Genomic DNA, 21,477 nt, shown 5'->3' with positions numbered 1-21,477 from the left:
TTTCAGTCCTTCGGGCGTTGGTCGATCAGCCGACGCGCTTTACCGATCGAGCGTTCGAGTCCGCCGGGTTCGAGAACGTTTACCTCGACCGTGACACCGATCTTGTTCTTCACCAGCTTCTGCAATGCAGACGACGCTGCCGCATGATCCGAAATTGCCGCGTCTGGGCGAGCCTCGACGCGCACTGTCAGGGTGTCCATACGACCCGGACGCTCCAGCACACACTGGAATTGAGGCGCGAGGGCGGGGACCGTCAGGATCAGTTCTTCGATCTGTGTGGGGAACAGATTGACCCCACGCAGGATGATCATGTCGTCGGTCCGGCCGGTGACCTTCTGCATCCGTCGCATCGAGCGCGCCGTCCCGGGCAACAGACGGGTCAGGTCCCTGGTTCGGTAGCGAATGATAGGCAGCGCTTCCTTGGTGAGCGAGGTGAAAACGAGCTCACCTTCCTCTCCGTCCGGCAGCACCTCACCCGTGACCGGGTCGATGATCTCCGGGTAGAAGTGGTCTTCCCAGATATGGAGCCCGTCTTTGGTTTCCACACATTCCATTGCCACGCCCGGGCCCATGATCTCGGAGAGTCCGTAGATGTCGACGGCGTGCATGTCGAGTTGTTGTTCGAGCTCGGTACGCATCTGTTCGGTCCACGGCTCCGCTCCGAAAACTCCAACCCGCAGCGAGGTTTTCGAAGGATCAATACCCTTCTTGATCATCGCATCCACGATGGTCAACATGTACGACGGCGTCACCATGATCGCGTCGGGTTCGAAGTCCTCGATCAGTTGGATCTGCCGCTCGGTCATGCCACCGGACATGGGAATGACCGTGCAGCCCAAACGCTCCGCACCGTAGTGTGCTCCCAACCCGCCGGTGAACAGACCGTACCCGTAAGCCACGTGCACCTTGTCCGAAGACCGCACGCCGCCGGCCGAGAGACTGCGCGCGATGAGATCGGCCCAGTTGTTCAGGTCGTTGCTCGTGTACCCCACCACCGTCGGGCGACCGGTGGTCCCCGAAGACGCGTGAATTCGCGAGACCTTGTCCTGGGGCACCGCAAACATCTTGAACGGATAGTTCTCACGCAGATCCGCTTTGGTGGTGAAGGGGAACTTCGCGAGATCGCTCAGATCCTTCAAGTCGCTCGGGTGGACGCCGGCGTCGTCGAAAGCTTTGCGGTAGTGCGGAACATTGGTGTACGCGTGCATCAGTGACCATTGCATCCGCTCGAGTTGGAGCGTCGAAATGCGGTCCCGGCTGGCAAATTCGATTTCTTGCGAAGTAGCAGTGGCGAGTTCGGTCATGATTGTCTCCGGTGGGCTCAGTGAGGGCGCTGTGCGGGCGGTCAGGCGTCGAAATCGACTGTTATCTGTTCACCGACAGGAAAGGTCTGGCAGGTGAGCACGAAACCCGCGTCGACTTCGTAGTCTTCGAGTGCATAGTTCCTGCGCATCTCGACATCACCGCAGGTGACCTTGGCGCGGCAGGTTCCGCACACTCCGCCCTTGCAGGCAAAGGGCAGATCCGAGCGGTACTGTTCGGCCGCATCGAGAATCGACTGGTCGCGTGGCAACGTCGCGGTGGTCGATCGACCGTCGAGAGTAATAGTCACCTCGCTGCTCGGTCCGACAATTCCGCGCTCACGATGCACTGCGACCGGCGGAGCGACGTCGTCGACGTAGAACAGCTCGTGATGGATGCGGTCCTTGGCAATTCCCAAGCCGGCCAGCACTTCCTGGGCGTCGTTGACCATCCCGAAGGGGCCACACAACCAGAAGCCGTCCACTTGGTCGCACGGCACGAGAGAGGTGAAGATCTCACGCAACCGGTCGGCGTCGAGACGGCCCGAGAACAACTCGACCTCCCGCGGCTCGCGAGAGAGAACGTGAATGACGTCCAGGCGTGCACCGTACCGGTCCTTCAGGTCGGCGATTTCTTCGGCGAACATCACCGAACGAGTACGCCTGTTCCCGTACAGCAGGGTGACATCGGCCTCGGGGTTCGCCAAAAGTGTTGCAGCGATGGACAGCATGGGCGTGATGCCAGAGCCCGCCGCGATCAGAACGTGCCGTCCACCCAATGCCGGATCGGCGACAAAATTGCCCGAAGGGCCCTGGACGTCGATCTGATCCCCGGCCTTGACGTCGCGCACCAACCAGGTGGAGAAGAGCCCGTCTGCTACTTCGCGAACCCCCACACGTGGAGACGCCCCTACCGGTGCACAGATCGAGTAGGAACGACGGTGTTCGACGCCGTCGATCATCCGCCGCAGTGTCAGTGACTGCCCGGCGCCGAAATCGAATTGATCGGCGATATCGGCAGGCACGTCGAAGGTGACGGCAACTGCGTCGTCGCACAGTGATTCGACACCGGCGACCGTCAACGGGTGAAAGGGTTTGTTCCGGTTCGTCGTTGCGGTACTCATCTGTTCAGATCTCCTTCACGTGATCGAACGGCTCGAGGCAGTCGAGGCAGCGATACAGCGCTTTGCACAGGGTCGCACCGAATTCCGAACTCAGTCTGGTGTTTGCCGAACCGCACTGGGGGCAGAGGATGTCGCGGGGCTTGGCCGTCAAGGTCAATGCGATCGGCCCCGAGGTGCGGCGCGGCGCTGCCCCCGGCACGGAGTACCCAGCCGTCCGAAGTTTCGCGAGCCCCTCTTCGCTGATCCAATCCGAACTCCAAGGCGGCGACAGTTGAGTCTTGATCTGGACGCTGCCGTATCCGGCGTCGGTCAGTTTGTGCTCGATGTCGTCTCGCATCGTCGCCATTGCGGGGCACCCAGAATAGGTGGGAGTGATTGTCACACAGACGAAGTTCGCTTCGACGTCGACCGATCGGATGACGCCGAGGTCGGCCAGAGTAAGCAGTGGCATCTCCGGATCCATCACCGAGGCGACGATCTCCTGCGCGGAAGAGACGGTGGTGGCAGCCACGGTCACCACACCCCTTCCGGGTGCTCCCGAGCGACGCTCTGCATTTCGGCAAGAAGTAGTCCCAGCGCCCCGGTGTGCAGTCCGGCACGTCCGCCGCGGCCGCCGACGAAACCGGAGAAACGTGAAGGGGGCTCTTCCATTTCGGCCGCATGGAGGACCTGGGCAAGAACAGCGTCGAACTCCGGCCGAACAGTACGCGGATCCACTCCGACGCCAACTTCTGCCAAAACGAGTTCGTCCTGGGTGGGAACAAAGAGTTCGTCCACGAACGGGAAGATCTCGAGCAGGGCGGCGGCCGTCCGACGCTTGGATTCTGCCGTGCCGGCGCCCAAGGTGACGACCCATCTTGCCGCGTAGTCGCGGTGATAGGTCAGTTCCTTGACACCTTTGTTCGCCACAGCTGCGAGAACCGGATCGCGCGACATGCGCAGCCGATCGAACAGCGCCAGCCGCCAGGTCGAGAACACGAGTAGCCGAACGACCGTGTGCGCGAAGTCGCCGTTGGCGAGTTCCACCAGTCTCACGTTGCGGAACCCGAACTGATCACGAAAGAAGGCGAGCGCATCTTCGGCCGGCACCGGCGACGTATCCGAGATGAACGGAACCACAGTGGAATCGGCTGCTGCCGCGCGAGCCAGCAGCAGCCTGGCCTGCCCGATCAAGTCCAGGCCGACGTTGGCGAGAGCTACCTCTTCTTCGAGTTCCGGTGCTCGCGTGGACCATTCGGCGAGTCGTTGCGAACTGACGAGCGCGTCGTCACCGAGCATGAGGCAGTAGCGCGCCAGCGCACCGAGATCGACGTCGCCTGACACCGTGGTGTCGACTCCGGCGAGGGGGTCGTCGAAGCTGGTTCCGAACGCCCACTGACCGTGGCCGTCACCGTCGACCAGGCCGTCGTAGGCACTGTCGTGATCGTTCATCTGTTGGTCCTCGAAGTCGAAGTGATTCTCACATGTGCGGAACGGAGTCCGGAATGTCGTAGAAGGTCGGGTGCCGGTAGACCTTGTCGCCGCTCGGCGCGAAGAACGGATCCTTTTCTGCCGGACTCGAAGCCACGATTTTCGCGGATGGCACGACCCAGATACTCACGCCTTCGTTACGTCTGGTGTAGACGTCGCGCGCGTGGCGTAGCGCCATCTGGTCGTCTGCCGCGCGCAGGGATCCGACATGCACGTGGTTCAGTCCGCGCTTTCCCCTCAGAAATACCTCGTACAAAGGCCATTCGCCCCGCACCTGATCGCCCTGTACCTGATCGTTCTCGCTCATGATGTTTCCCCAGTCGTGCGATCGTGCGCGAGTCTCTCGCGCTGTGCAAAGGCGTAGGCGGCGTCGCGAACCCAGGCCCCGTTGTCGTGTGCGGCTTTCCGATTGGTGATCCGCTCGACGCTCGCCGCTCCGTTGCCGCGGACCACATCCATGAATTCGCTCCAGTCCGGCTCACCGAAATCGTGTGCGCCACGCTCGGGGTTCCAGCGCAGGTCGGGATCAGGGAAGGTCACACCGAGTATCTCGGCCTGCGGTATCGACATGTCCACGAATCGCTGCCGCAGTTCGTCGTTCGTGTGCCGCTTGATGCGCCACTTCATCGACTGCTCGGTGTTCGGCGATTCGTCGTCCGGCGGTCCGAACATCATCAGAGCGGGCCACCACCATCGGTCGACGGCTTCCTGCACCATCGCACGTTGAGCTTCCGTGCCGCGCATCATTGTCGCCAACAACTCGAAGCCTTGCCGCTGATGGAACGATTCCTCCTTGCATACGCGGATCATCGCGCGCGCATACGGCCCGAAGGAGCTGCGGCACAGCGGAACCTGATTGCAGATAGCGGCTCCGTCGACCAGCCAGCCGATCACACCCACGTCGGCGTAGGTCAGCGTCGGATAGTTGAAGATCGAGGAGTACTTCTGCTTTCCCTCGATCAGTTTGGTGGTCAGATCGCCACGATCGGCACCGAGCGTCTCGGCCGCGGAGTAGAGATACAGACCGTGCCCGGCCTCGTCCTGGACCTTCGCCATCAAGATCGCCTTGCGTCGCAACGAAGGCGCACGGGTGAGCCAGTTTCCCTCGGGCTGCATTCCGATGATCTCGGAGTGGGCATGCTGGGCAACCTGACGAATCAGAGTCTTGCGGTAGCCGTCCGGCATCCAGTCGCGAGGCTCGATGCGCTGGTCTGCCGCGATCGTCTCGTCGAACAGGTTCTGCAGGTCTTGTGGAGCTTCCACGTTGGTCATCGTACCTACCTTTTATTACCGAATGATCGGTTGGTAACTAGTATGCACCGAGGTGTCCCAGCGCACAAGAGAATCTTTCGACGCACCAGAAATCAGCGGCCCTCGAAAACCGGCTTCTGCTTCGACAGGAAAGCCGTGACTGCGCCTTGATGATCTGCCGTGGAACCCAGCTCCACCTGCGCGTTCGCCTCCGCCTCCAGCGCCTGGGAAAGCCCAGGAGCAACGGCACGGATCAGCGATTTCACGTGAGCGAAGGCCGCGGTGGGTCCGTCGGCAAGCCGACGCGCGAGTATCCGAGCCTCAGCTGCGACGTCATCGTCGGCCACCACGCGATGAACCAATCCCCACTCCAGTGCGCTCTGCGCGTCGAACTTGTCGCCGAGCAACATCAGGCCACTGGCACGGCTGGGTCCGAGCGCGTGCACGAGCGCATGACTGAGCCCGGAGTCACTGGCCAGACCGATGCCGGTGAATGCCGTCGCAAAGCTCGCGCGAGCCCCCACGACCCGGATGTCTCCGGCCAACGCGATTCCCAACCCGGCCCCGACGCAGGCCCCACCGATACCCACCACTACCGGGACAGAGAGCGTCGACAGCGCCGTGACGATGGGGTTGTAGTGCGCGGCGACGGTATCCATCGCGTGCGCCGGATCAGCATCCAACGCTGCCGCGTGCTCGCCCAGATCCTGACCGACGCAGAAGTTCTTGCCTTCGGCGAGAATCAACACCGCTCGAACGCCTGCGTCCGCGCGGACCTGCAGCAACGCTTCGAGCAGCTGAGACTTCATTTCACCGTTGACGGCATTGGCTGCCTCAGGCCGGTCGAGAGTGATTGTCGCCAAACCTCGCTCGATCTCCAAGCGGATCACGTCAGTCATCGATGTTCCTTTCGCAGGCAGTTCGGTTCAGCTCCATGTGTGAAAACCCTGTCCCGTCTTGCGCCCCAACTCGCCGCGAGCCACCTTCTCTCGCAGCAATGCTGGAGGAGTAAATCGATCACCGAGAGTGCTCGCGAGGTGTTCGGCGATCGCCAGGCGCACATCCAACCCGACCAGGTCTGTCGAACGAAGCGGCCCCATCGGATGCCGGTACCCCAATTCCATGGCCCGGTCGATCGATTCCGCGTCCGCCACACCTTCTTCGAGCATGCGGATGGCTTCGAGCCCGAGACCGACGCCAAGCCGGCTGGTTGCAAAACCAGGTGAGTCGTTGACGAGCACCTCGGCCTTGCCGAGCATCGACACCCATGCCCGTACCGAGTCGACAACCTCGGGGCGGGTCTGAGGCGCCCGGACGATCTCGACCAACAGCGACGCCGGGACTGGATTGAAGAAGTGCATACCGATGAACCGGCTCGGATCCGTCAGCGCTGCGCCGAGTTCGGCGATCGACATGGAACTGGTGTTGCTGGCGATCACGGTGCGTTCTCCGGCAACGGTTTCCGCAGCGGCGAGCACCTCGACCTTGAGGGCCGCAATTTCCGGGACCGCCTCGACGATCAGGTCGAGCGACGGGGGTAAGGAGCTCACTGCGCCTACGACGCTCACGCGCGCGAGGACCGTCGCGGGATCCTGGTCGCCGAGTTTCCCTCGCTCGTGGGCGCGGTCGAGGCCGGTGGAAACACGCTGTAACGCTGCCTCGGCGTCGCCGCTCTCCGCGATGGTGACCGCCCCGCCGAGACCGGCGAACACCTGGGCGATACCTGCACCCATACGTCCACCGCCGATGACTCCGACGGTCTTCGGTGCAACTGCTTCAGTCATGATTTCTTCTCCAGGAAGGCCGTCATGCGATCGTGCTTGTCCGAACTCTCGAACAGGACAGCTTGGGCGATGTCATCGGCAAACGGATGCGATCCCGGCGCGTCGACGATGATCTTCGTCAATCGCAGTGCCAGCGGGGACAGTCGGGAAATACGGTCGAGCAGCCGATGCGCTGCGTCGACATGGCAGTTCGGTTCGGTCACCTCGGCAACCAGGCCCGCTCGTAGCGCCTGCTCGGCGTCGAGGTTCCTGGCACCGAGGAGCACTTGCTTCGCGATCGAGACTCCGACGAGCTTCGGCAGCCGATAGCTGGCGCCGGCGGCTGCCATTATGCCGAGATTGGGCTCGGGATTACCGAAGACCGCCGTCGTTGTCGCGATGCGAATGTCGCAGGCGTAGGTCAACTCTGCCCCGCCGCCGAGCGCATAGCCGCTCACGGCGGCCACGGTGGGCAGCGGGAGCTTTCCGATACGGTCGAACAGGGTCCGGTTGATACCCGCAAACGCTTCCTCTCGTCCGCGCGCTCGGAGCTCCGCGATGTCAGCGCCGCCCGCGAAGTGGTCTCCGCGCCCGGCAAGCAGGAGCAGCTTCGGATCCCGTTCGAGGCGTCCACAAACCTGATGCAGTTCGTCGATCATTTCCGCGTTGATCGCGTTGCGTTGCGCGGGCCTGTCGAGGGTGACCACGACGCGATCCTCGCGCTCGTCCACGTGCAGGGTGTTCACATTCGCTCCTTCTCGCTCTCTTACATTAATAACCGAACATTCGGTCGTTTGGCAAGGGTGAAAACGAGGTTGGTGCACAGCTTTGCCCGAACTGAGAAGATGGGGGCATGACTACGGCACGCCCCACTCGACGCACCGGCCTCCCCGGACGTCCCGGCTACGACCTCGATTCGCTCCTGGCCGTGGCCGTGAAGGTGTTCAACGACAAGGGCTACGACGGCGCCAGTATGGAGGTGCTCGCCAAGAAGCTCGGCATCACGAAGTCCTCGATCTACCACCACGTGTCCGGCAAGTCGGAACTTCTCGAACTCGCACTTTCGCGTGCCCTCAACGCCCTGTTTGCGGTCACGACCGAAGAAGGGGCCACCACCGGTCCGTACATCGACCGGCTCGAATACCTGGTCCGGCGCAGCGTAGAGGTGCTGGTCGCAGAGCTTCCGTACGTCACCCTGCTCCTGCGCGTCCGCGGCAACACGACGGTCGAGCGGGCCGCGCTCGCCCGTCGACGCGAATTCGACAACTTCGTCGGAGGCCTCGTCTCGTCCGCCGCAGCGGAGGGAGACCTGCGCCCGGACATCGAACCGGCCCTCGCCAGCAAGCTGATGTTCGGCACCGTCAACTCACTGATCGAGTGGTACAAACCCCGAGCGGGCGAGTCCGTCTCCGACATTGCCGACGCGGTCGTCGCCGTCACTTTCGACGGACTTCGCAAGGCCTGATTCCAGGCAGTTCTGCCGAATCCTTGACAACGCGGCGTTACCGGGCGATCGTAATTACCGACCGAACGTACGGTGAGATGGAGTTGTCGTGAGCAGACTGTTGGAAAGCTATGTAGCCGGTCGCTGGTACGCCGCACCGGACGCAGGTACCCCGTTGCCGAGCGCAGTGGACGGATCGGAGGTGGCCTGGATCTCCGCAACCGGCGTCGACCTCGCCGAGATGGTTACGTACGCACGCGAGGTCGGCGGGCCTGCACTGTCTGCGATGACCTTCCATGAACGTGCCGGCGCGCTCAAGGCTCTCGCCCTCACGTTGATGGCAGGAAAAGCCGAGTTCTACGCACTCTCCACTGCCACCGGCGCGACGACGCGAGATTCCGGCGTGGACATCGACGGTGGATTCGGAACCCTGCTGAGCTACGCGAGCAAGGCTCGGCGCGAATTGCCCGACAGCACAGTCTTTCTGGATGGAAACGTCGAAGCTCTGGGCAAGGGCGGAACTTTCCTCGGGCAACACATCTATACGTCACGCCGCGGCGTCGCCGTACAGATCAACGCCTTCAATTTCCCGGTGTGGGGGTTCCTGGAGAAGCTGGCACCGGCATTCATCGCGGGTGTGCCGTCCATCGTCAAACCTGCCAGTTCCACGGCATATCTCACCGAACTCGTCTTCCGGCGCATCATCGAATCAGGCTTGCTCCCGGAGGGTTCCGTCCAACTGCTCGCCGGTAGTGCACGCGGCCTCCTCGATCACCTCGGCGGGCAGGACTCAGTGGCATTCACCGGATCCGCCGACACCGCCGCAACGCTGCGTGCTCACCCGAACGTCGTCGGCAAGGGCGTCCATTTCAATGCCGAGGCCGATTCACTCAACGCGTCGATCCTTGGCGAGGACGCCGTACCAGGAACGCCCGAATTCAATTTGTACGTCAAACAACTCGTCACCGAAATGACAGTCAAGGCGGGCCAGAAGTGCACGGCGATCCGGCGCGCCCTGGTCCCGGTCTCGCTGGTCGACGCCGTTGTCGATGCCGCATCCGAGCGACTGAACAAAGTGGTCGTGGGACACCCCGATGCCGACGGTGTCACGATGGGTGCGCTCGCCAGCATCGAGCAGCGCGATGAAGTCTTGAAATCCATTCGCGGTCTGACGAAGTCGGCAACTATCGTATTCGGAGACCCGGACAACGTCGACGTGGTCGGTGCCGACGGCCAGTCAGGGGCCTTCCTTTCCCCTGTCCTTCTCCGGGCGGAAGAGAATGCGCACGAGGTACACGAACTGGAGGCCTTCGGACCCGTCAGCACCGTCATCGGATACGACGGCATCGATCATGCGATCGAACTCGCGGCCCGTGGCGAGGGAAGCCTCGTCGCCTCGGTGGTCACTGCCGACACCGACATCGCACGTCGACTGGTGCTGGGCCTCGCAGCTTTTCACGGCAGAGTGCTCGTCCTGAACCGCGACGACGCCAAGGAATCCACCGGCCACGGCTCTCCCCTTCCAGTCCTCGTACACGGCGGTCCGGGCCGTGCCGGCGGCGGTGAGGAGCTGGGTGGCATCCGCGGAGTTCTGCACCACATGCAGCGGACGGCCGTGCAGGGCACACCCGACGTGCTCACCGCGGTCGGCGAGCGCTGGTTCACCGGGTCAGCGCGCACGACCGGATCCGAACATCCATTCCGAAAGAGTCTCGCCGAGTTGAAGATCGGCGACACCGTTGTCGGCGGTCCGCGCCAGGTCACACTCGCAGACATCGATCATTTTGCAGAGTTCACCGGTGACACCTTCTACGCACACACCGATCCGGTGGCCGCAGCGGCGAACCCGCTGTTCGGCGGCATCGTCGCACACGGCTATCTGGTTGTCTCACTCGCTGCCGGTCTGTTCGTCGACCCGGCTCCCGGCCCGGTTCTCGCGAACTTCGGCGTGGACAGCCTCAGGTTCCTGACCCCGGTGAAAGCCGAAGACAGCCTGACGGTCACCCTCACAGCCAAGACCATCACACCTCGCAGCAGCGCCGACTACGGTGAGGTTCGTTGGGATGCCGTGGTGACGAACCAGGACAACGATCCGGTCGCGACATACGACGTCCTGACTCTGGTAGCCAAGACTCGCCCCGAAGGGAATTGAAAGCACATGACCTATCGAGTAGCAGTATGTTACGGACGCCCCACCGATCCGGAGGCTTTCGACAAGTACTACAACGAGATCCACGTCCCGCTCGCCAGCGCAGTGCCAGGACTCTCGGACTTCACGTTCAGCAAGTGCTCGACGCTTGACGGCTCCGATCCAGTCTTCTACGCCGTCGCCAACCTGGTTTTTCCCGATCTCGAGACGATGCAGAGCGGCCTGAAGTCCCCGGAGATGGGCGCCGCTGGAAAAGATGTCGCAAACTTTGCCACCGGCACAGTCGACATGTACGTCCAGGAAGTTGTCTCGGTCCTCTAGACCCCTGCAATTCTCCGATCCCACAGGAGTTGTCTCGTGAGCACAGGAAGCATCACCGCCAGAGAGATGTTCGACGCGGACCAGGCGTCGCAGGCACTCGGTATCGAGATTTCCGAGCTGGCGCCCGGTAGCGCAACCGTGACCGTCACCGTGGGCGAAACCATGGTGAACGGTCACGGAATCACACACGGTGGTTATGTTTTCCTGCTCGCGGACACCGCGTTTGCGCTCGCCTGCAACGGCTACGAGGATTCAGCCGTTGCAGCGCGCGCGGACATCCGATTTCTACGTCCGACCCGTCTGGGCGACACCTTGACCGCGGTCGCCACCGAGAAGGCACGAGGCGGTCGAAGTGGGATCTACGACGTGACCGTTCGCAACGGCAACACCGTCGTGGCCGAGTTCCGCGGCGACAGTCGAACCATTTCTCGCTGAAATTCAGCCCACGGTGTTTCAGCTCACGACGGGAAGTTCGAGGGGGCCGGAACCGTCGGCAAAGATCGTCACCGGCATACCTTGCAGTCCCCCACGGAAACTGATGTCGCCACCGGTGATCGCGAGACGCACGGAATGCCCTGGCTCGAATCGATGCACTATCGCCGGCATCGTCACCGGTACCGGTTGGGACGGATCACTGATGCGTATGGGCGCAATCAGTCCGTTGATCAGCGAGGAAGTTCCGTCCGGGGCCACGTCGTAGAGTTTCGCGAACACCACCGGCTGTCCGGGCGCCGCAACACGCAGCGTCACAGTGGGGGCTCCCACCACGTCCATCGCCTCGGTCATCGGCGCAGTGGTCCAGAGCGCCTCGGTTCCCGGAATCTGTGCATTCGGAATGTTTCCGGCCGGATTGATATTGAGCGGCTCGACGCCTGTCGGCAGACCACCCGGTGCCGTGACGATCGTCTTCGGACCAGGTATCATCGGCGTGCCGTCCGGCAGCAGTCCCCCGTCAGCGGACAGATGGAAGGCGCGGGCGGTCCCGACATCGACGGTGTCGGACGTCGCGTATGCCGGCGCCGCGTTTCCCTCGTAGTCGATCCAGTTACGGAAATACGCGAATTCCGGTCCCGTCTCCGTGTTCTCGTCCTTGAGGTAGTGATCGAACCAGTCCATGAAGCGACCGGTTTCGTATTGCGCGTCTTCGTCGGGAGCGGAAAAGCTGAATTCGCCGGGCGCAGCGGCCAAGTGGCTGTGCCCCCACGAATGCCAGATCATCTTGGCATCGACGCCACGATCCTTCAGCGCGTCGTAAGTCGCGGTTGCCTCGTTCAGATCGAACAGGGTGTCCTGTTGTCCCTGAGCAAGCAGTACTGGAATGTTGATCCGGTCGACGAACGACGAGACCGACGACGCTCGGAGCTCACTCACTACCTGCGGTCCGATGTCGCCGGTCACCACCGCCTCGGCGATCGCGTTGCACATGTAAGGGACGTAGTTCGGGCAGCCGGGTAGCCGTGCGGGATCTGCGATGTAGCCGTCCACACCGGGATTCGCGATGCCCGCGCCGAAGAGCAGCGATGCAAAGAGCACCTTCGCAGCTCCCGGCTCCGCTGTCGACACACCGGAGATGATTCCCGTGCTGTTGGGCGCCAGAGAATACGAGAGATCGTTCCAGGTGATCATGGGGATGATCGTGTCGATACGGGGATCGACACTCGCGGCGGCGAATTGAATCCCGCCGCCGTAGGAGCCACCCGTCATTCCGACCCGCGGGTCGTTCGTCGACGGTGCACCGGTGTGATCGACGGAGTCCTGAACCACCGCGGTGAGCGCCGGATAGGGCTGCGTCAGAGCCTGATCCGTGAAGGCAATCTCTTCTTGGCCGCCGAGGAAGCTGACCAACTGGGAGGCAGCGACGCCGTCGTACGCGGGAGAATCGAGTGTGATCTTGCAACCCGAGCCGCCGAAACCCAATCCCGAATACGTCAGTCCGACATACCCGTTCTCGGCGAAGTTCTGCAGAGCGGGAATCTGGTCCTTGTACGAACCACCGAACCCGTTGGTGGTCAGGATCGCGGGCGCTGGGTTGTCCGCATCGACGCCGTCGGGAACAAAAAGTTCACCGACGACGGTGCACGGCGTCGAGAGTTCAGGCCCGACATCGACCGAGAAGTACAGCAGCTGTGACGAATACGAGCCGTTCGGTGAATCCGCGAGCGCCGGCGGCGAAAAGCCGAGGGCACAAACCACGAGCGTGACGACACTGATCGCAATTCTCCGGCGCACCTGAAAACCGTACACCCGGATCTGTTCTCCACCAGCCTGATCGGGTGCGCGCCGCCGAAGTTTCCGGAGCAAAAGCTACGTCGGACGGGGCCGACCTCTACTTGACCGTCAAGGTGCCACGCATACTCGGGTGGTAGGTGCAGTGGAACGTGTACGTTCCAGGCTCGTTCGGCACCGTGATGGTTTCGGTCTCACCCGCTTCGATGTCCTCGTTGAACAACCCTGCGGTATCGGACGTGACCGAGTGCTCGACGGTGTCGTTGTTCTGAATGGTCAGTACCTGTCCGGGCATCACCGACTCCGGCGTCGAATATCCGAAACCGCTGATCACGATTCCCATCGACGACGCTCCCGGCGTCGACATACCCAGAGGCATACTCGGCATCGACATACTGGTCGGCATGCTGGTCATCGGCATACTGGTCATCGCCATGCCGTCGTGATCGGCCGAATCGTTGTCCGACGAATCGTTGTTGTCACTGCACGCGGTCAGTGCGAACACCGCCAGGATCAGCGCTGCGAGCACTGCGAGAATCCGCTTCATTGCTTCGCCTCCTGCTCGTTCCCCCGCAGTCTGCTGATTACCCGCCGCCTAGGGGGCCAAACAGCTCCGATGTGGTGCCTGCGGCGCTGATAGTGCACGATTTCTGCACCAGCTCCACTCGCGGACCGACACTGAAGGAAACAGCACAGATGGCCAAGAGCAAAACGTCGAAGGTGGCCCAGCCGAAGGCGCCGAAGGCAGCCCAGCCGAAGGCTCCCAAGCCAGCCCAGCCGAAGGCTCCCAAGACAGCAGTGCCGAAGGTAGCCGAGAAGGCTCCTGCCGTTCTCTGGAAGGACCTGCCGGACGAGCACGACTACCCGGCGGCCCGCGATTACCTCCAGTTAGGCGCGACACCGGTTCAGGTCCAAGCTCTCGTGTACGCCCTCAAGACGGCGACGCTGGTCTCGAAGAAGGCCAAGGACATCCTGCGGGCCGCCGGGCTACCCCTGCTCCCGGTCGACAACCCGCACGTTGCTGCCGACCTGTTGAAGATCCGCAAGGGGATCGCGCTGTCTCCGATCCTGCTGGTGCAGGGAGACTTCCGCGCCGGAGTGCCGGCGCAGATCGCCGACGGCTACCACCGTGTCTGTGCGAGCTACCACGTGGACGAGAACACCGGCATCCCTGCAAAGATCGCTCCCTCGACAGTGACGTCGTAGGTCGTCGATGACCTTCGGCATCCTTGCCCTCGTCGCGCTGGCCGGCATCCTCGGTCCGCTGCTCGGCGCTCGCGTCAGTTGGCATGTCCCCGTGGTGGTCGGCGAACTTGCCGCGGGCGTCGTCTTCGGTGTCACCGGTTTCGGGCTGCTCGACTCTTCGGACCAGACTTTCACGTTCCTGGCCGATATCGGGTTCGCGCTCACGATGATGGTGGCCGGCTCACACGTCCCGGTCCGCGATCCGGCAGTTCGTGCGGCAATCGGCAAGGGTGCCGTTCGCTCGGTTGTCGTCGGACTCCTGTCGGTGGTTGCCGGCTACGGTGCGGCGACGGCATTCGGCACCGGTCACGCCGCGCTGTACGCGGTCCTGATCGCGTCGTCGTCCGCGGCGTTGATTCTCCCCATCGTCGATTCGCTGGGGCTCGGTGGAACCTCGGTTCTGCAGATGACTGCCCAGATCGCGATCGCGGACACCGTCTGCATTGTCGCGCTGCCTCTGGTGATCGATCCGGACAATGCCCCTCGTGCCGGTGTGGGCGCACTGGCGGTGGCGGCGTGTGCGGTTGCCTTGTTCTTCGTACTGCGAGCCTTCCACCGGTCCGGCCATTGGCGAAGGCTCCACAAGTTCTCGGAGAAACGAAAGTTTGCACTCGAACTCCGGATCAATCTGGTGATCCTCTTTTCTCTGGCAGCGCTGGCCTCCAGCACTCACGTGTCGATCATGCTCGCGGGCTTCGCCTTCGGACTGGTCCTGGCCGCGATCGGTGAACCCCGCCGCCTCGCCAAGCAACTCTTCGCGGTCACTGACGGCTTCTTCGCGCCTCTCTTCTTCGTCTGGTTGGGAGCGGCGATCAATCTGCGCGACCTCGTCACCCATCCGTCCGCCATCTGGCTCGGATTGGTCTTGGGCGGAGCAACTCTCGTGGTTCACGCCGCGATACGCGTCCTCGGTCTTCCGCTCCCGCTCGGCGTGCTGTCCGCCGCACAACTGGGAGTACCGGTTGCCGCAGTGACGGTGGGCACTCAATTGGGGGTGATGGGCGACGGTGAACCCGCAGCCATCCTCCTCGCCGCCATGATCACGATCGGGGCAGCAACACTGGCTGGTGCTGCCGCGTCGAAAGCCGGTCTCACGAAGCCTGTTTGACCGCGGCCCGCTCCACCGTCAGCAGGCTCTCCTCCGAATGTTCGGCGTGATACGCCGCGCCGCCGCCGCGGACACCGAATAGCCGCTTGCTCCAGATCAGCCACACGACGGCGGCGACGTTCACCAGCAGCAGCCCGGCCCTCAACCACGTGATCTTCTCGGTCAATTCGTAGATTTCGAGGGGCAGGAACAAGCTGGTCGCCACCACTGCGAAGTACTCGCCCCAGCGTTTGACCATCCACAGCCCAACGGCCTCGATCACTTGCAGGCCGGCGTAGACCAACAGACCGACCGCGATCCAGGTGAGCGTCGTCGCCGACAACGAAAACGCCTGCTCGATGTGATGGACCAGTTTGGAATCGTCGATGTTCCAACCCAGCTGGCGGGCCAATGGTCTGATCAACGGCAATTCGTTCTCGAAGGCGTCCTCGACGCGCCCCTTCGACGATCTGAGTTTGAACACCCCGATCGCCAGAAGAACCAACCCCAGAGCGCGGAACATTCTCTCGGTGGCAAGAAGTCGCATGATCAACCGGTCGCGAAGCAGCCGTCCCCGCGGAACCTCGGGAGCGGCGTCCGCCGGCCCGGACGCTCGCGGCGCTCCCGGGACGAAGTTGCCGCAACGTAGGCACCGCCATGCCTGGCCCACCGCAGTGTCCACATGTAGTCGCCCCCGCAGCTCAGGTTCGTCCGGAGCGTAGGTCTCGTGACCGTGCCAACTGCACGAGCGCAATGCGAAGTCCACGGGTGAACTCTATGCCGCATATGCCCGGTAGCGTGGATACCCGCTGACCGTGCACTTCGAACGATGAGGATTCCGATGACAACCACCAAGATCGAAACCCGGCATGGCGTCATGGCAGTCGACGACAGTGCCACCGATGGTTTCCCGGTTGTCTTCATCCACGGAAACTCGGCCAGCCGCTCCATCTTCCGTCATCAGGTCGACGCCGGCTGGGCGGGCGACTACCGCATGATCACTCTGGACCTGCTCGGCCACGGCGACTCCGAGGACGCGAGCGAACCCGAAGCCGCGTACACGCAGAACGGTTACGCCGACGCCATCGTCGATGTTCTGGCCGAACTCGGCGTCGAACGAGCGGTTGTCGTCGGGTGGTCGCTCGGCGGACACATCGCCCTCGAGTTGATCGCGAAATTCCCCGGGCTCACCGGAATCGTCATCACCGGTACGCCACCGGCAAATCCCGAGACGCTCGGCGACGCATTCAATGCCGGCGACGGATTGTCCATCGGCGGCACCGAGGTCATCACCGCGCAGGAAGCCGAACTCTACGCACGGATGACCGCCGTTCCCTTCGAGCAGTCTGCCCTCGACGCCGCGATACGCACGGACGGGCGCGCTCGCAAGATCATGTTCGACGCATTCGGCGCGGGCCGCGAATCAGATCAGAAGGCCCTGGTTGCAACGGCGTCTGTGCCTCTCGCGGTGATCGACGGCGCCGAGGACCCGTTCGTGAACACTTCGTATGTCGCGTCGTTGACCTTCGCGAATCTCTGGGAGGGCACGTATCACGTGATCCCGGGAGTCGGGCATGCAGCGTTCTGGGAAGCACCCGAGATCTACAACCCACTGTTGCAGCGGTTCCTCGCCAGTTTCGCGAAGTAACTAGCTGGACGCGGCGTCCTATGAGATAGAAGCCACTCGACAATCCGGCCATGTCCGGTCTATTAATCGCCGTCCTACAGTTCGGAAAACAACTGGAGGCACTGCGATGACCATTCTCGAGCACGGCACGGAAACGTGCACCGGTGGACCGACCCTTCCCCAGGTACGACGCCTCGTCACCGAAGTGCCTGGCCCCAACTCACGCACTTTGGCGAAGCGCCGGAGCGCCGCACTGCCGGCCGGACTGACCAGCGGATCCAGCATTTACGTAGCTGCAGCGGGCGGAGGAGTTGTCGTCGACGTCGACGACAACTCGTTCATCGACTTCGGCAGCGGCATCGCCGTGACCACCGTCGGAAACAGTGCGCCGCGCGTGGTCGAACGCACCACACGCCAGCTCGGTCAGTTCACCCATACGTGTTTCCTCGCAAACCCCTACGAGGGGTACGTCGAGGTCTGCGAAGCGCTCAACCGCCTGACCCCGGGAGATCACGAGAAGCGAACAGCGCTGTTCAACACCGGCAGCGAGGCGCTCGAGAACGCCGTGAAATACGCACGTGCCGCCACCGGTCGCCCGGCAGTTGTCGTCTTCGACCACGCATTCCACGGTCGCACGTTGATGACCATGACGATGACGGCCAAGAACCAGCCGTACAAGGCCACATTCGGCCCGTTCGCACCAGAGGTCTACCGGGTTCCGATGGCCTACCCCTACCGTTGGCCGAGCGGCCCCGAAAACGCTGCCGACGAAGCATTCGCCCAATTCCGTCTTGCGATCGACACTCAGATCGGTGCCGAATCGGTAGCCGCTGTGGTCGTGGAACCGATTCAGGGTGAGGGAGGTTTCATCGTTCCCGCTCCGGGATTCCTGAAGCGCATCGCCGAATTCTGCCGTGAGCGGGGCATTCTCGTCGTCGCGGACGAGGTCCAGACCGGTATCGCTCGAACCGGAGCCTGGTTCGCCAGCGAGAGTGAGGACTTCGTCCCCGACATCATCACAACTGCAAAAGGTCTCGCCGGCGGAATGCCACTCGCCGCCGTGACCGGCCGTGCCGACGTCATGGACGCCGCGCATCCCGGTGGTATCGGCGGTACGTACAGCGGCAATCCCGTAGCTTGCGAGGCCGCCCTGGCAGTTTTCGAGACGATCGAGGTGGAAGGCCTCCTCGACCGCGCAAAGGACATCGGCGAAATCCTGACCACAGGGCTGTCCGAAATCGCTTCGGACACAAATATAATCGGCGACATTCGTGGACGCGGCGCCATGATTGCAATCGAGCTGATCCACGACGAAGACAAGGCTCCCAATCGCGAGGCCGTCGCCCAGATCGTCAGCTACGCCCACGCGCACGGCCTACTTCTCCTCGCTGCCGGCACCTACGGAAACGTCGTTCGATTCCTCCCGCCGCTGAGCATCTCCGACGAATTGCTGGCCGAAGGACTGGGCATCCTTCGCGACGCTGTGACAGCAGTCCGATGAGCGTCGACAGCAGTCCGATGAGCGTCGTTGTTCACAGCTTGATCGGCGGAGCTTGGGTCACGGGTAGCGAAGGCACACTGACGGACACCAACCCGGCTCGCCCGGACGAAGTTGTCGCCACCGGAGGCCGCGCCGGCGCATCTGAAATGGCGACCGGTGTTCGCGTCGCCCGCATCGCCGCGAACGACTGGGCGCGCCTACCGATGTCCGAACGCGGCGCATACCTGACTCGCGCAGCGGAAATCATCGAAACCAACGCCGATGCCTGGGGCGAAGAACTCACCCGCGAAGAGGGGAAAACGCTGGCCGAGGGTATCGGAGAAGTGCGCCGGGCTGCGCAGATTCTGCGTTACTACGGCAACGCCGCAGACCGCGAGTCCGGGACGGTGTATTCCTCCCCACGTAGCGGCGAGCAGATTCTTGTCACTCGCAAACCTCTCGGCGTGGTAGGCGTCGTCACGCCGTTCAACTTCCCGATCGCGATCCCGGCGTGGAAGATTGCGCCCGCCTTGGTGTACGGAAACACTGTTGTCTGGAAACCGGCTGCCGCGGTGCCCCTTCTGGCCTTCCGTCTCGCGCAGGCATTGACCGAAGCGGGCCTACCCGACGGCGTCCTGAACATGATCCTTGCCGACAGCGCAGCAGGTGAAGCGCTGGTCGACCACCCGGACCTCGACGCCGTCACCTTTACCGGTTCCACCGGCGTCGGCCGAAGAATCGCGGGATCTGCTGCAGCGCGCGGAGTTCCGGCCCAGGCGGAAATGGGTGGAAAGAACGCAGCCATCGTACTTGCCGACGCAGATCTCGAGCTTGCAGTCGAGCAGGTCATGTTGGGAGCATTCCGGTCAACCGGCCAGAAATGCACGGCCACTTCGCGTCTGGTGCTCCATGAATCCATCGCCGAGGAATTCTTGGCGAGACTGACCGTCGAGGTCGAAGAACTGAGAGTCGGAGATCCACTCGATCCCGACGTCACTACAGGTCCCGTGGTCAGCGCATACGCGCAGCAAACGATCATCGAGGGAATCGATCGAGCCGTCGGCGGCGGCGCCAGAGTTGTGGCCAGCGCCGAAGCGCCTGAATCGGGCCACTACGTCCGGCCGACGGTGCTGGAACTGTCGGCGAGCACCGAACTATGGTTCGAGGAACTTTTCGGCCCGGTGCTTGCGGTGCAGCGGGCAGCAACAACTGCAGACGCATTCCGCTTGGCGAACGAAGGCGAATTCGGTTTGTCCGCAGCGTTGTTCACTCAGGATCTGACCAGCGCACTTGCCGGTATCGATGATCTGGACGTAGGGATCCTGCACGTCAACTCGGAATCGGCAGGCGCTGATCCTCACGTACCTTTCGGCGGTGCGAAGAAGAGTGGATACGGGCCCAAGGAACAAGGCGACGCGGCGCGAGAGTTCTTCACTCACACCACCACCGTCTATCTCAGGGGCGGCCGAGCGTGATCTGAATTCGATTCCGCCTGCAGTAGTTCACGAGCTTTGAGTGCGATCCACAACTCGGACCGAGTGTGGGCGGAATCGAGATCTCGGCCGATCAACTCGGCAGCCTTGTCCATGCGGTTACGCAGCGTGTGCCGGTGAACACCCAACTGCGTTGCAGCGGACTCCCATTGACCATTGTGGTGCAGGAACGCTTCGATCGAGTCCACCAGACGGGAACCGTTCTCAGCATCGTAGCCTTCCAGCACACCGAGGCCGCCGGCCGCGATCGACTGCAGAACATCGTTCGACTGCACACTCAACAAGAGACTGAAAGTCCCGAGTTCCGAGAACGGAACGAGCGTGTGTCCTTCGACCTGCCCCACTTTGGCAGCAGAGACGGCCTCGCGCAGACTCGCTGCTACACCGCTCATCGGCCGGACGCTACCGATTCCGCCGTTGATACTCCGGCGTGAATTCTCCCGCACTCTCGCATACACACTGCGCGTGACCTTCTCCGCAACTTCACTTTTCACGACGAACCACACGCCGGTGCCGTCATTCAGTGGAGCCAACAGGTACGGCACCGCCACTTCTTCGAGGGCCGCTGAAGTGATATCGGTTGCCGCCAGCAAAGGCCCGACATCGGTCAAGGCAGTTGCAACCACCGGGGATCCGGATTCGAATCCGAAGTACCGCAACAGACTTTCGTCTACTTCGCCACCAGCCTGGCGCACCATCGTCGCGACCGCCAACCTCAGCCGTTGTTCGGCATCGACAACCCGCAACGGCTTGGCGAGCTCGATGGTCAACAGCGACACCGCGTGGCCGACCAGCAGTCGTTCGGACTGATCCAAGGCGGCATCGGACGCCACCGCCAGCGTGCCGCTCACGGCAAGCTTGTGAATGGCCAGATGGCCGTCGTCGTCCACCACGACCCGGCTGCGCTCCTTGCCTGATCGCTCCCTGATGCGTTCGGGCAGAGACGAACTCGCACCTTCCGTCAGAGCCAGCACCGCTCCATCCCGATCGAGAACGCACACTGCTGCGTGAACCGCTCGACCCAGTGCAGCGATCAGGGCCGGCACTCCGTCGAGCAGGGCACGCGCCAACTTCTCCTGGGCATCGACCACCGCCTGCACCGTTCGTATCTGGTCGGCAGTCAGCTCGTCGATCACGGCCCGCGAGATGGCGATGAACGGCGTCTCCTTGGCGACGGAAAGCACGGCAAAACCCAGTTCGTCGCCGGCCCTGATGATCGCGTTCGGCACCTTCTCGTGCACGGTGCCGGTGTCGAATGCCAGTGCCACGGCGCCGGTCCGCGCAATGCGCTCGACGTACTCGTACTGCTTTGTCGCCGATCGCGAAAGGTGCAGCCCCGTCGTCATGACAAGCTCTCCACCGGCGAGCCATCGACTCGGATCCTGCAACTCGATTGCGTGCGCCCAACTGATCGGCAGATCGACGTGGCCATGACCTGCAACAACCGAGAGACCGAGAGAGTTGGTAGCCGCCAAGCGCCGGACAGTCATCGGCAT

22 protein-coding genes are annotated in these 21,477 nt (G+C 62.8%); 9 read left to right on the top strand and 13 right to left on the bottom strand.

Translation table 11 applies throughout. From position 1 onward, the window contains the following. Positions 1-2: 2 nt before the first annotated feature. The 9 genes from paaK to AC2ETI_RS25070 form a co-directional block, all read right to left on the bottom strand. Positions 3-1,304 carry a phenylacetate--CoA ligase PaaK gene (gene paaK / locus AC2ETI_RS25110; RefSeq protein WP_019745754.1) on the bottom strand — a complete coding sequence of 434 codons (1,302 nt, stop codon included), beginning with the start codon at positions 1,302-1,304 and terminating at the stop codon, positions 3-5. A gap of 41 nt (positions 1,305-1,345) precedes the next feature. Further along, entirely contained in the window at positions 1,346-2,425 is a 1,080-nt protein-coding gene (gene paaE, locus AC2ETI_RS25105) for a 1,2-phenylacetyl-CoA epoxidase subunit PaaE (protein ID WP_019745755.1), read from the bottom strand. 4 nt (positions 2,426-2,429) lie between these two features. Beyond that, positions 2,430-2,888: a 1,2-phenylacetyl-CoA epoxidase subunit PaaD gene (paaD, locus tag AC2ETI_RS25100; RefSeq protein WP_069145762.1), complete on the bottom strand. Its 459-nt coding sequence runs from the start codon at positions 2,886-2,888 to the stop codon at positions 2,430-2,432. Positions 2,889-2,938: 50 nt separating this feature from the next. Next, entirely contained in the window at positions 2,939-3,856 is a 918-nt protein-coding gene (gene paaC / locus AC2ETI_RS25095) for a 1,2-phenylacetyl-CoA epoxidase subunit PaaC (protein ID WP_483634558.1), read from the bottom strand. Between the two features lie 28 nt (positions 3,857-3,884). Continuing rightward, entirely contained in the window at positions 3,885-4,202 is a 318-nt protein-coding gene (paaB, locus tag AC2ETI_RS25090; protein WP_020909477.1) for a 1,2-phenylacetyl-CoA epoxidase subunit PaaB, read from the bottom strand. Further along, on the bottom strand, positions 4,199-5,167 hold the full coding sequence (gene paaA / locus AC2ETI_RS25085; protein WP_007730621.1) for a 1,2-phenylacetyl-CoA epoxidase subunit PaaA: 969 nt from the start codon (positions 5,165-5,167) through the stop codon (positions 4,199-4,201). The genes paaB and paaA overlap by 4 nt, the downstream gene beginning before the upstream one ends. 92 nt (positions 5,168-5,259) lie before the next feature. Then, a complete protein-coding gene (locus AC2ETI_RS25080) occupies positions 5,260-6,045 on the bottom strand; it encodes an enoyl-CoA hydratase/isomerase family protein (RefSeq protein ID WP_070795521.1) in 786 nt (261 codons plus the stop codon). A 27-nt stretch (positions 6,046-6,072) separates the two neighbouring features. Further along, complete coding sequence (locus tag AC2ETI_RS25075) at positions 6,073-6,930, bottom strand: 3-hydroxyacyl-CoA dehydrogenase family protein (RefSeq protein WP_019745760.1); 858 nt, start codon at positions 6,928-6,930, stop codon at positions 6,073-6,075. Further along, on the bottom strand, positions 6,927-7,655 hold the full coding sequence (locus AC2ETI_RS25070; protein ID WP_483634557.1) for an enoyl-CoA hydratase/isomerase family protein: 729 nt from the start codon (positions 7,653-7,655) through the stop codon (positions 6,927-6,929). Before AC2ETI_RS25070 ends, AC2ETI_RS25075 begins: the two co-directional genes overlap by 4 nt. A gap of 107 nt (positions 7,656-7,762) precedes the next feature. Between AC2ETI_RS25070 and AC2ETI_RS25065 the strand changes: the two genes are divergently transcribed. The 4 genes from AC2ETI_RS25065 (at position 7,763) to paaI (ending at position 11,258) form a co-directional block, all read left to right on the top strand. Next, positions 7,763-8,374, top strand: coding sequence for a TetR/AcrR family transcriptional regulator (locus tag AC2ETI_RS25065; protein ID WP_019745762.1), 612 nt, complete (start codon positions 7,763-7,765; stop codon positions 8,372-8,374). A gap of 88 nt (positions 8,375-8,462) precedes the next feature. Next, entirely contained in the window at positions 8,463-10,505 is a 2,043-nt protein-coding gene (paaZ, locus tag AC2ETI_RS25060) for a phenylacetic acid degradation bifunctional protein PaaZ (RefSeq protein ID WP_483634556.1), read from the top strand. 6 nt (positions 10,506-10,511) lie between these two features. After that, positions 10,512-10,823 carry an EthD family reductase gene (locus tag AC2ETI_RS25055; RefSeq protein WP_003943191.1) on the top strand — a complete coding sequence of 104 codons (312 nt, stop codon included), beginning with the start codon at positions 10,512-10,514 and terminating at the stop codon, positions 10,821-10,823. Positions 10,824-10,889: 66 nt separating this feature from the next. Next, positions 10,890-11,258 carry a hydroxyphenylacetyl-CoA thioesterase PaaI gene (paaI, locus tag AC2ETI_RS25050; RefSeq protein ID WP_176450532.1) on the top strand — a complete coding sequence of 123 codons (369 nt, stop codon included), beginning with the start codon at positions 10,890-10,892 and terminating at the stop codon, positions 11,256-11,258. Positions 11,259-11,276: 18 nt separating this feature from the next. Here paaI and AC2ETI_RS25045 read toward each other — a convergent pair whose 3' ends face one another. Next, positions 11,277-13,067, bottom strand: coding sequence for a CocE/NonD family hydrolase (locus AC2ETI_RS25045; protein ID WP_483634555.1), 1,791 nt, complete (start codon positions 13,065-13,067; stop codon positions 11,277-11,279). A gap of 82 nt (positions 13,068-13,149) precedes the next feature. Next, complete coding sequence (locus AC2ETI_RS25040) at positions 13,150-13,596, bottom strand: cupredoxin domain-containing protein (protein WP_153211430.1); 447 nt, start codon at positions 13,594-13,596, stop codon at positions 13,150-13,152. 251 nt (positions 13,597-13,847) lie between these two features. Here AC2ETI_RS25040 and AC2ETI_RS25035 point away from each other — a divergent pair, with 251 nt between their 5' ends. Continuing rightward, the gene (locus AC2ETI_RS25035; protein WP_483634565.1) at positions 13,848-14,255 is read left to right on the top strand and encodes a hypothetical protein; all 408 of its coding nucleotides are present in this window, start codon (positions 13,848-13,850) and stop codon (positions 14,253-14,255) included. 7 nt (positions 14,256-14,262) lie between these two features. Beyond that, positions 14,263-15,402 carry a cation:proton antiporter gene (locus AC2ETI_RS25030; protein WP_483634554.1) on the top strand — a complete coding sequence of 380 codons (1,140 nt, stop codon included), beginning with the start codon at positions 14,263-14,265 and terminating at the stop codon, positions 15,400-15,402. On the opposite strand, the gene AC2ETI_RS25025 is transcribed toward AC2ETI_RS25030, so the two are convergent. Further along, complete coding sequence (locus tag AC2ETI_RS25025; protein WP_031333849.1) at positions 15,386-16,147, bottom strand: DUF2127 domain-containing protein; 762 nt, start codon at positions 16,145-16,147, stop codon at positions 15,386-15,388. The genes AC2ETI_RS25030 and AC2ETI_RS25025 overlap by 17 nt on opposite strands. Positions 16,148-16,222: 75 nt before the next feature. Between AC2ETI_RS25025 and AC2ETI_RS25020 the strand changes: the two genes are divergently transcribed. The 3 genes from AC2ETI_RS25020 to AC2ETI_RS25010 all read left to right on the top strand — a co-directional run bounded on the left by AC2ETI_RS25020 (position 16,223) and on the right by AC2ETI_RS25010 (position 19,963). Continuing rightward, positions 16,223-17,029, top strand: a complete 807-nt coding sequence (locus tag AC2ETI_RS25020) for an alpha/beta fold hydrolase (RefSeq protein ID WP_020971130.1) — start codon at positions 16,223-16,225, stop codon at positions 17,027-17,029. Positions 17,030-17,135: 106 nt separating this feature from the next. Further along, positions 17,136-18,509, top strand: coding sequence for a 4-aminobutyrate--2-oxoglutarate transaminase (gabT, locus tag AC2ETI_RS25015; protein WP_019745771.1), 1,374 nt, complete (start codon positions 17,136-17,138; stop codon positions 18,507-18,509). A gap of 17 nt (positions 18,510-18,526) precedes the next feature. Then, positions 18,527-19,963: an aldehyde dehydrogenase family protein gene (locus AC2ETI_RS25010; RefSeq protein WP_021331714.1), complete on the top strand. Its 1,437-nt coding sequence runs from the start codon at positions 18,527-18,529 to the stop codon at positions 19,961-19,963. Here the strand turns inward: AC2ETI_RS25010 and AC2ETI_RS25005 are convergent. Continuing rightward, the gene (locus AC2ETI_RS25005; protein WP_252858452.1) at positions 19,939-21,471 is read right to left on the bottom strand and encodes a PucR family transcriptional regulator; all 1,533 of its coding nucleotides are present in this window, start codon (positions 21,469-21,471) and stop codon (positions 19,939-19,941) included. The genes AC2ETI_RS25010 and AC2ETI_RS25005 overlap by 25 nt on opposite strands. Positions 21,472-21,477 lie beyond the last annotated feature (6 nt).

The sequence above is a fragment of the Rhodococcus sp. MurmanLake-1 genome (assembly GCF_056945715.1).
The sequence above is the reverse complement of the archived record's forward strand: the minus strand, read 5'-3'. Positions and strand labels throughout refer to the sequence as shown.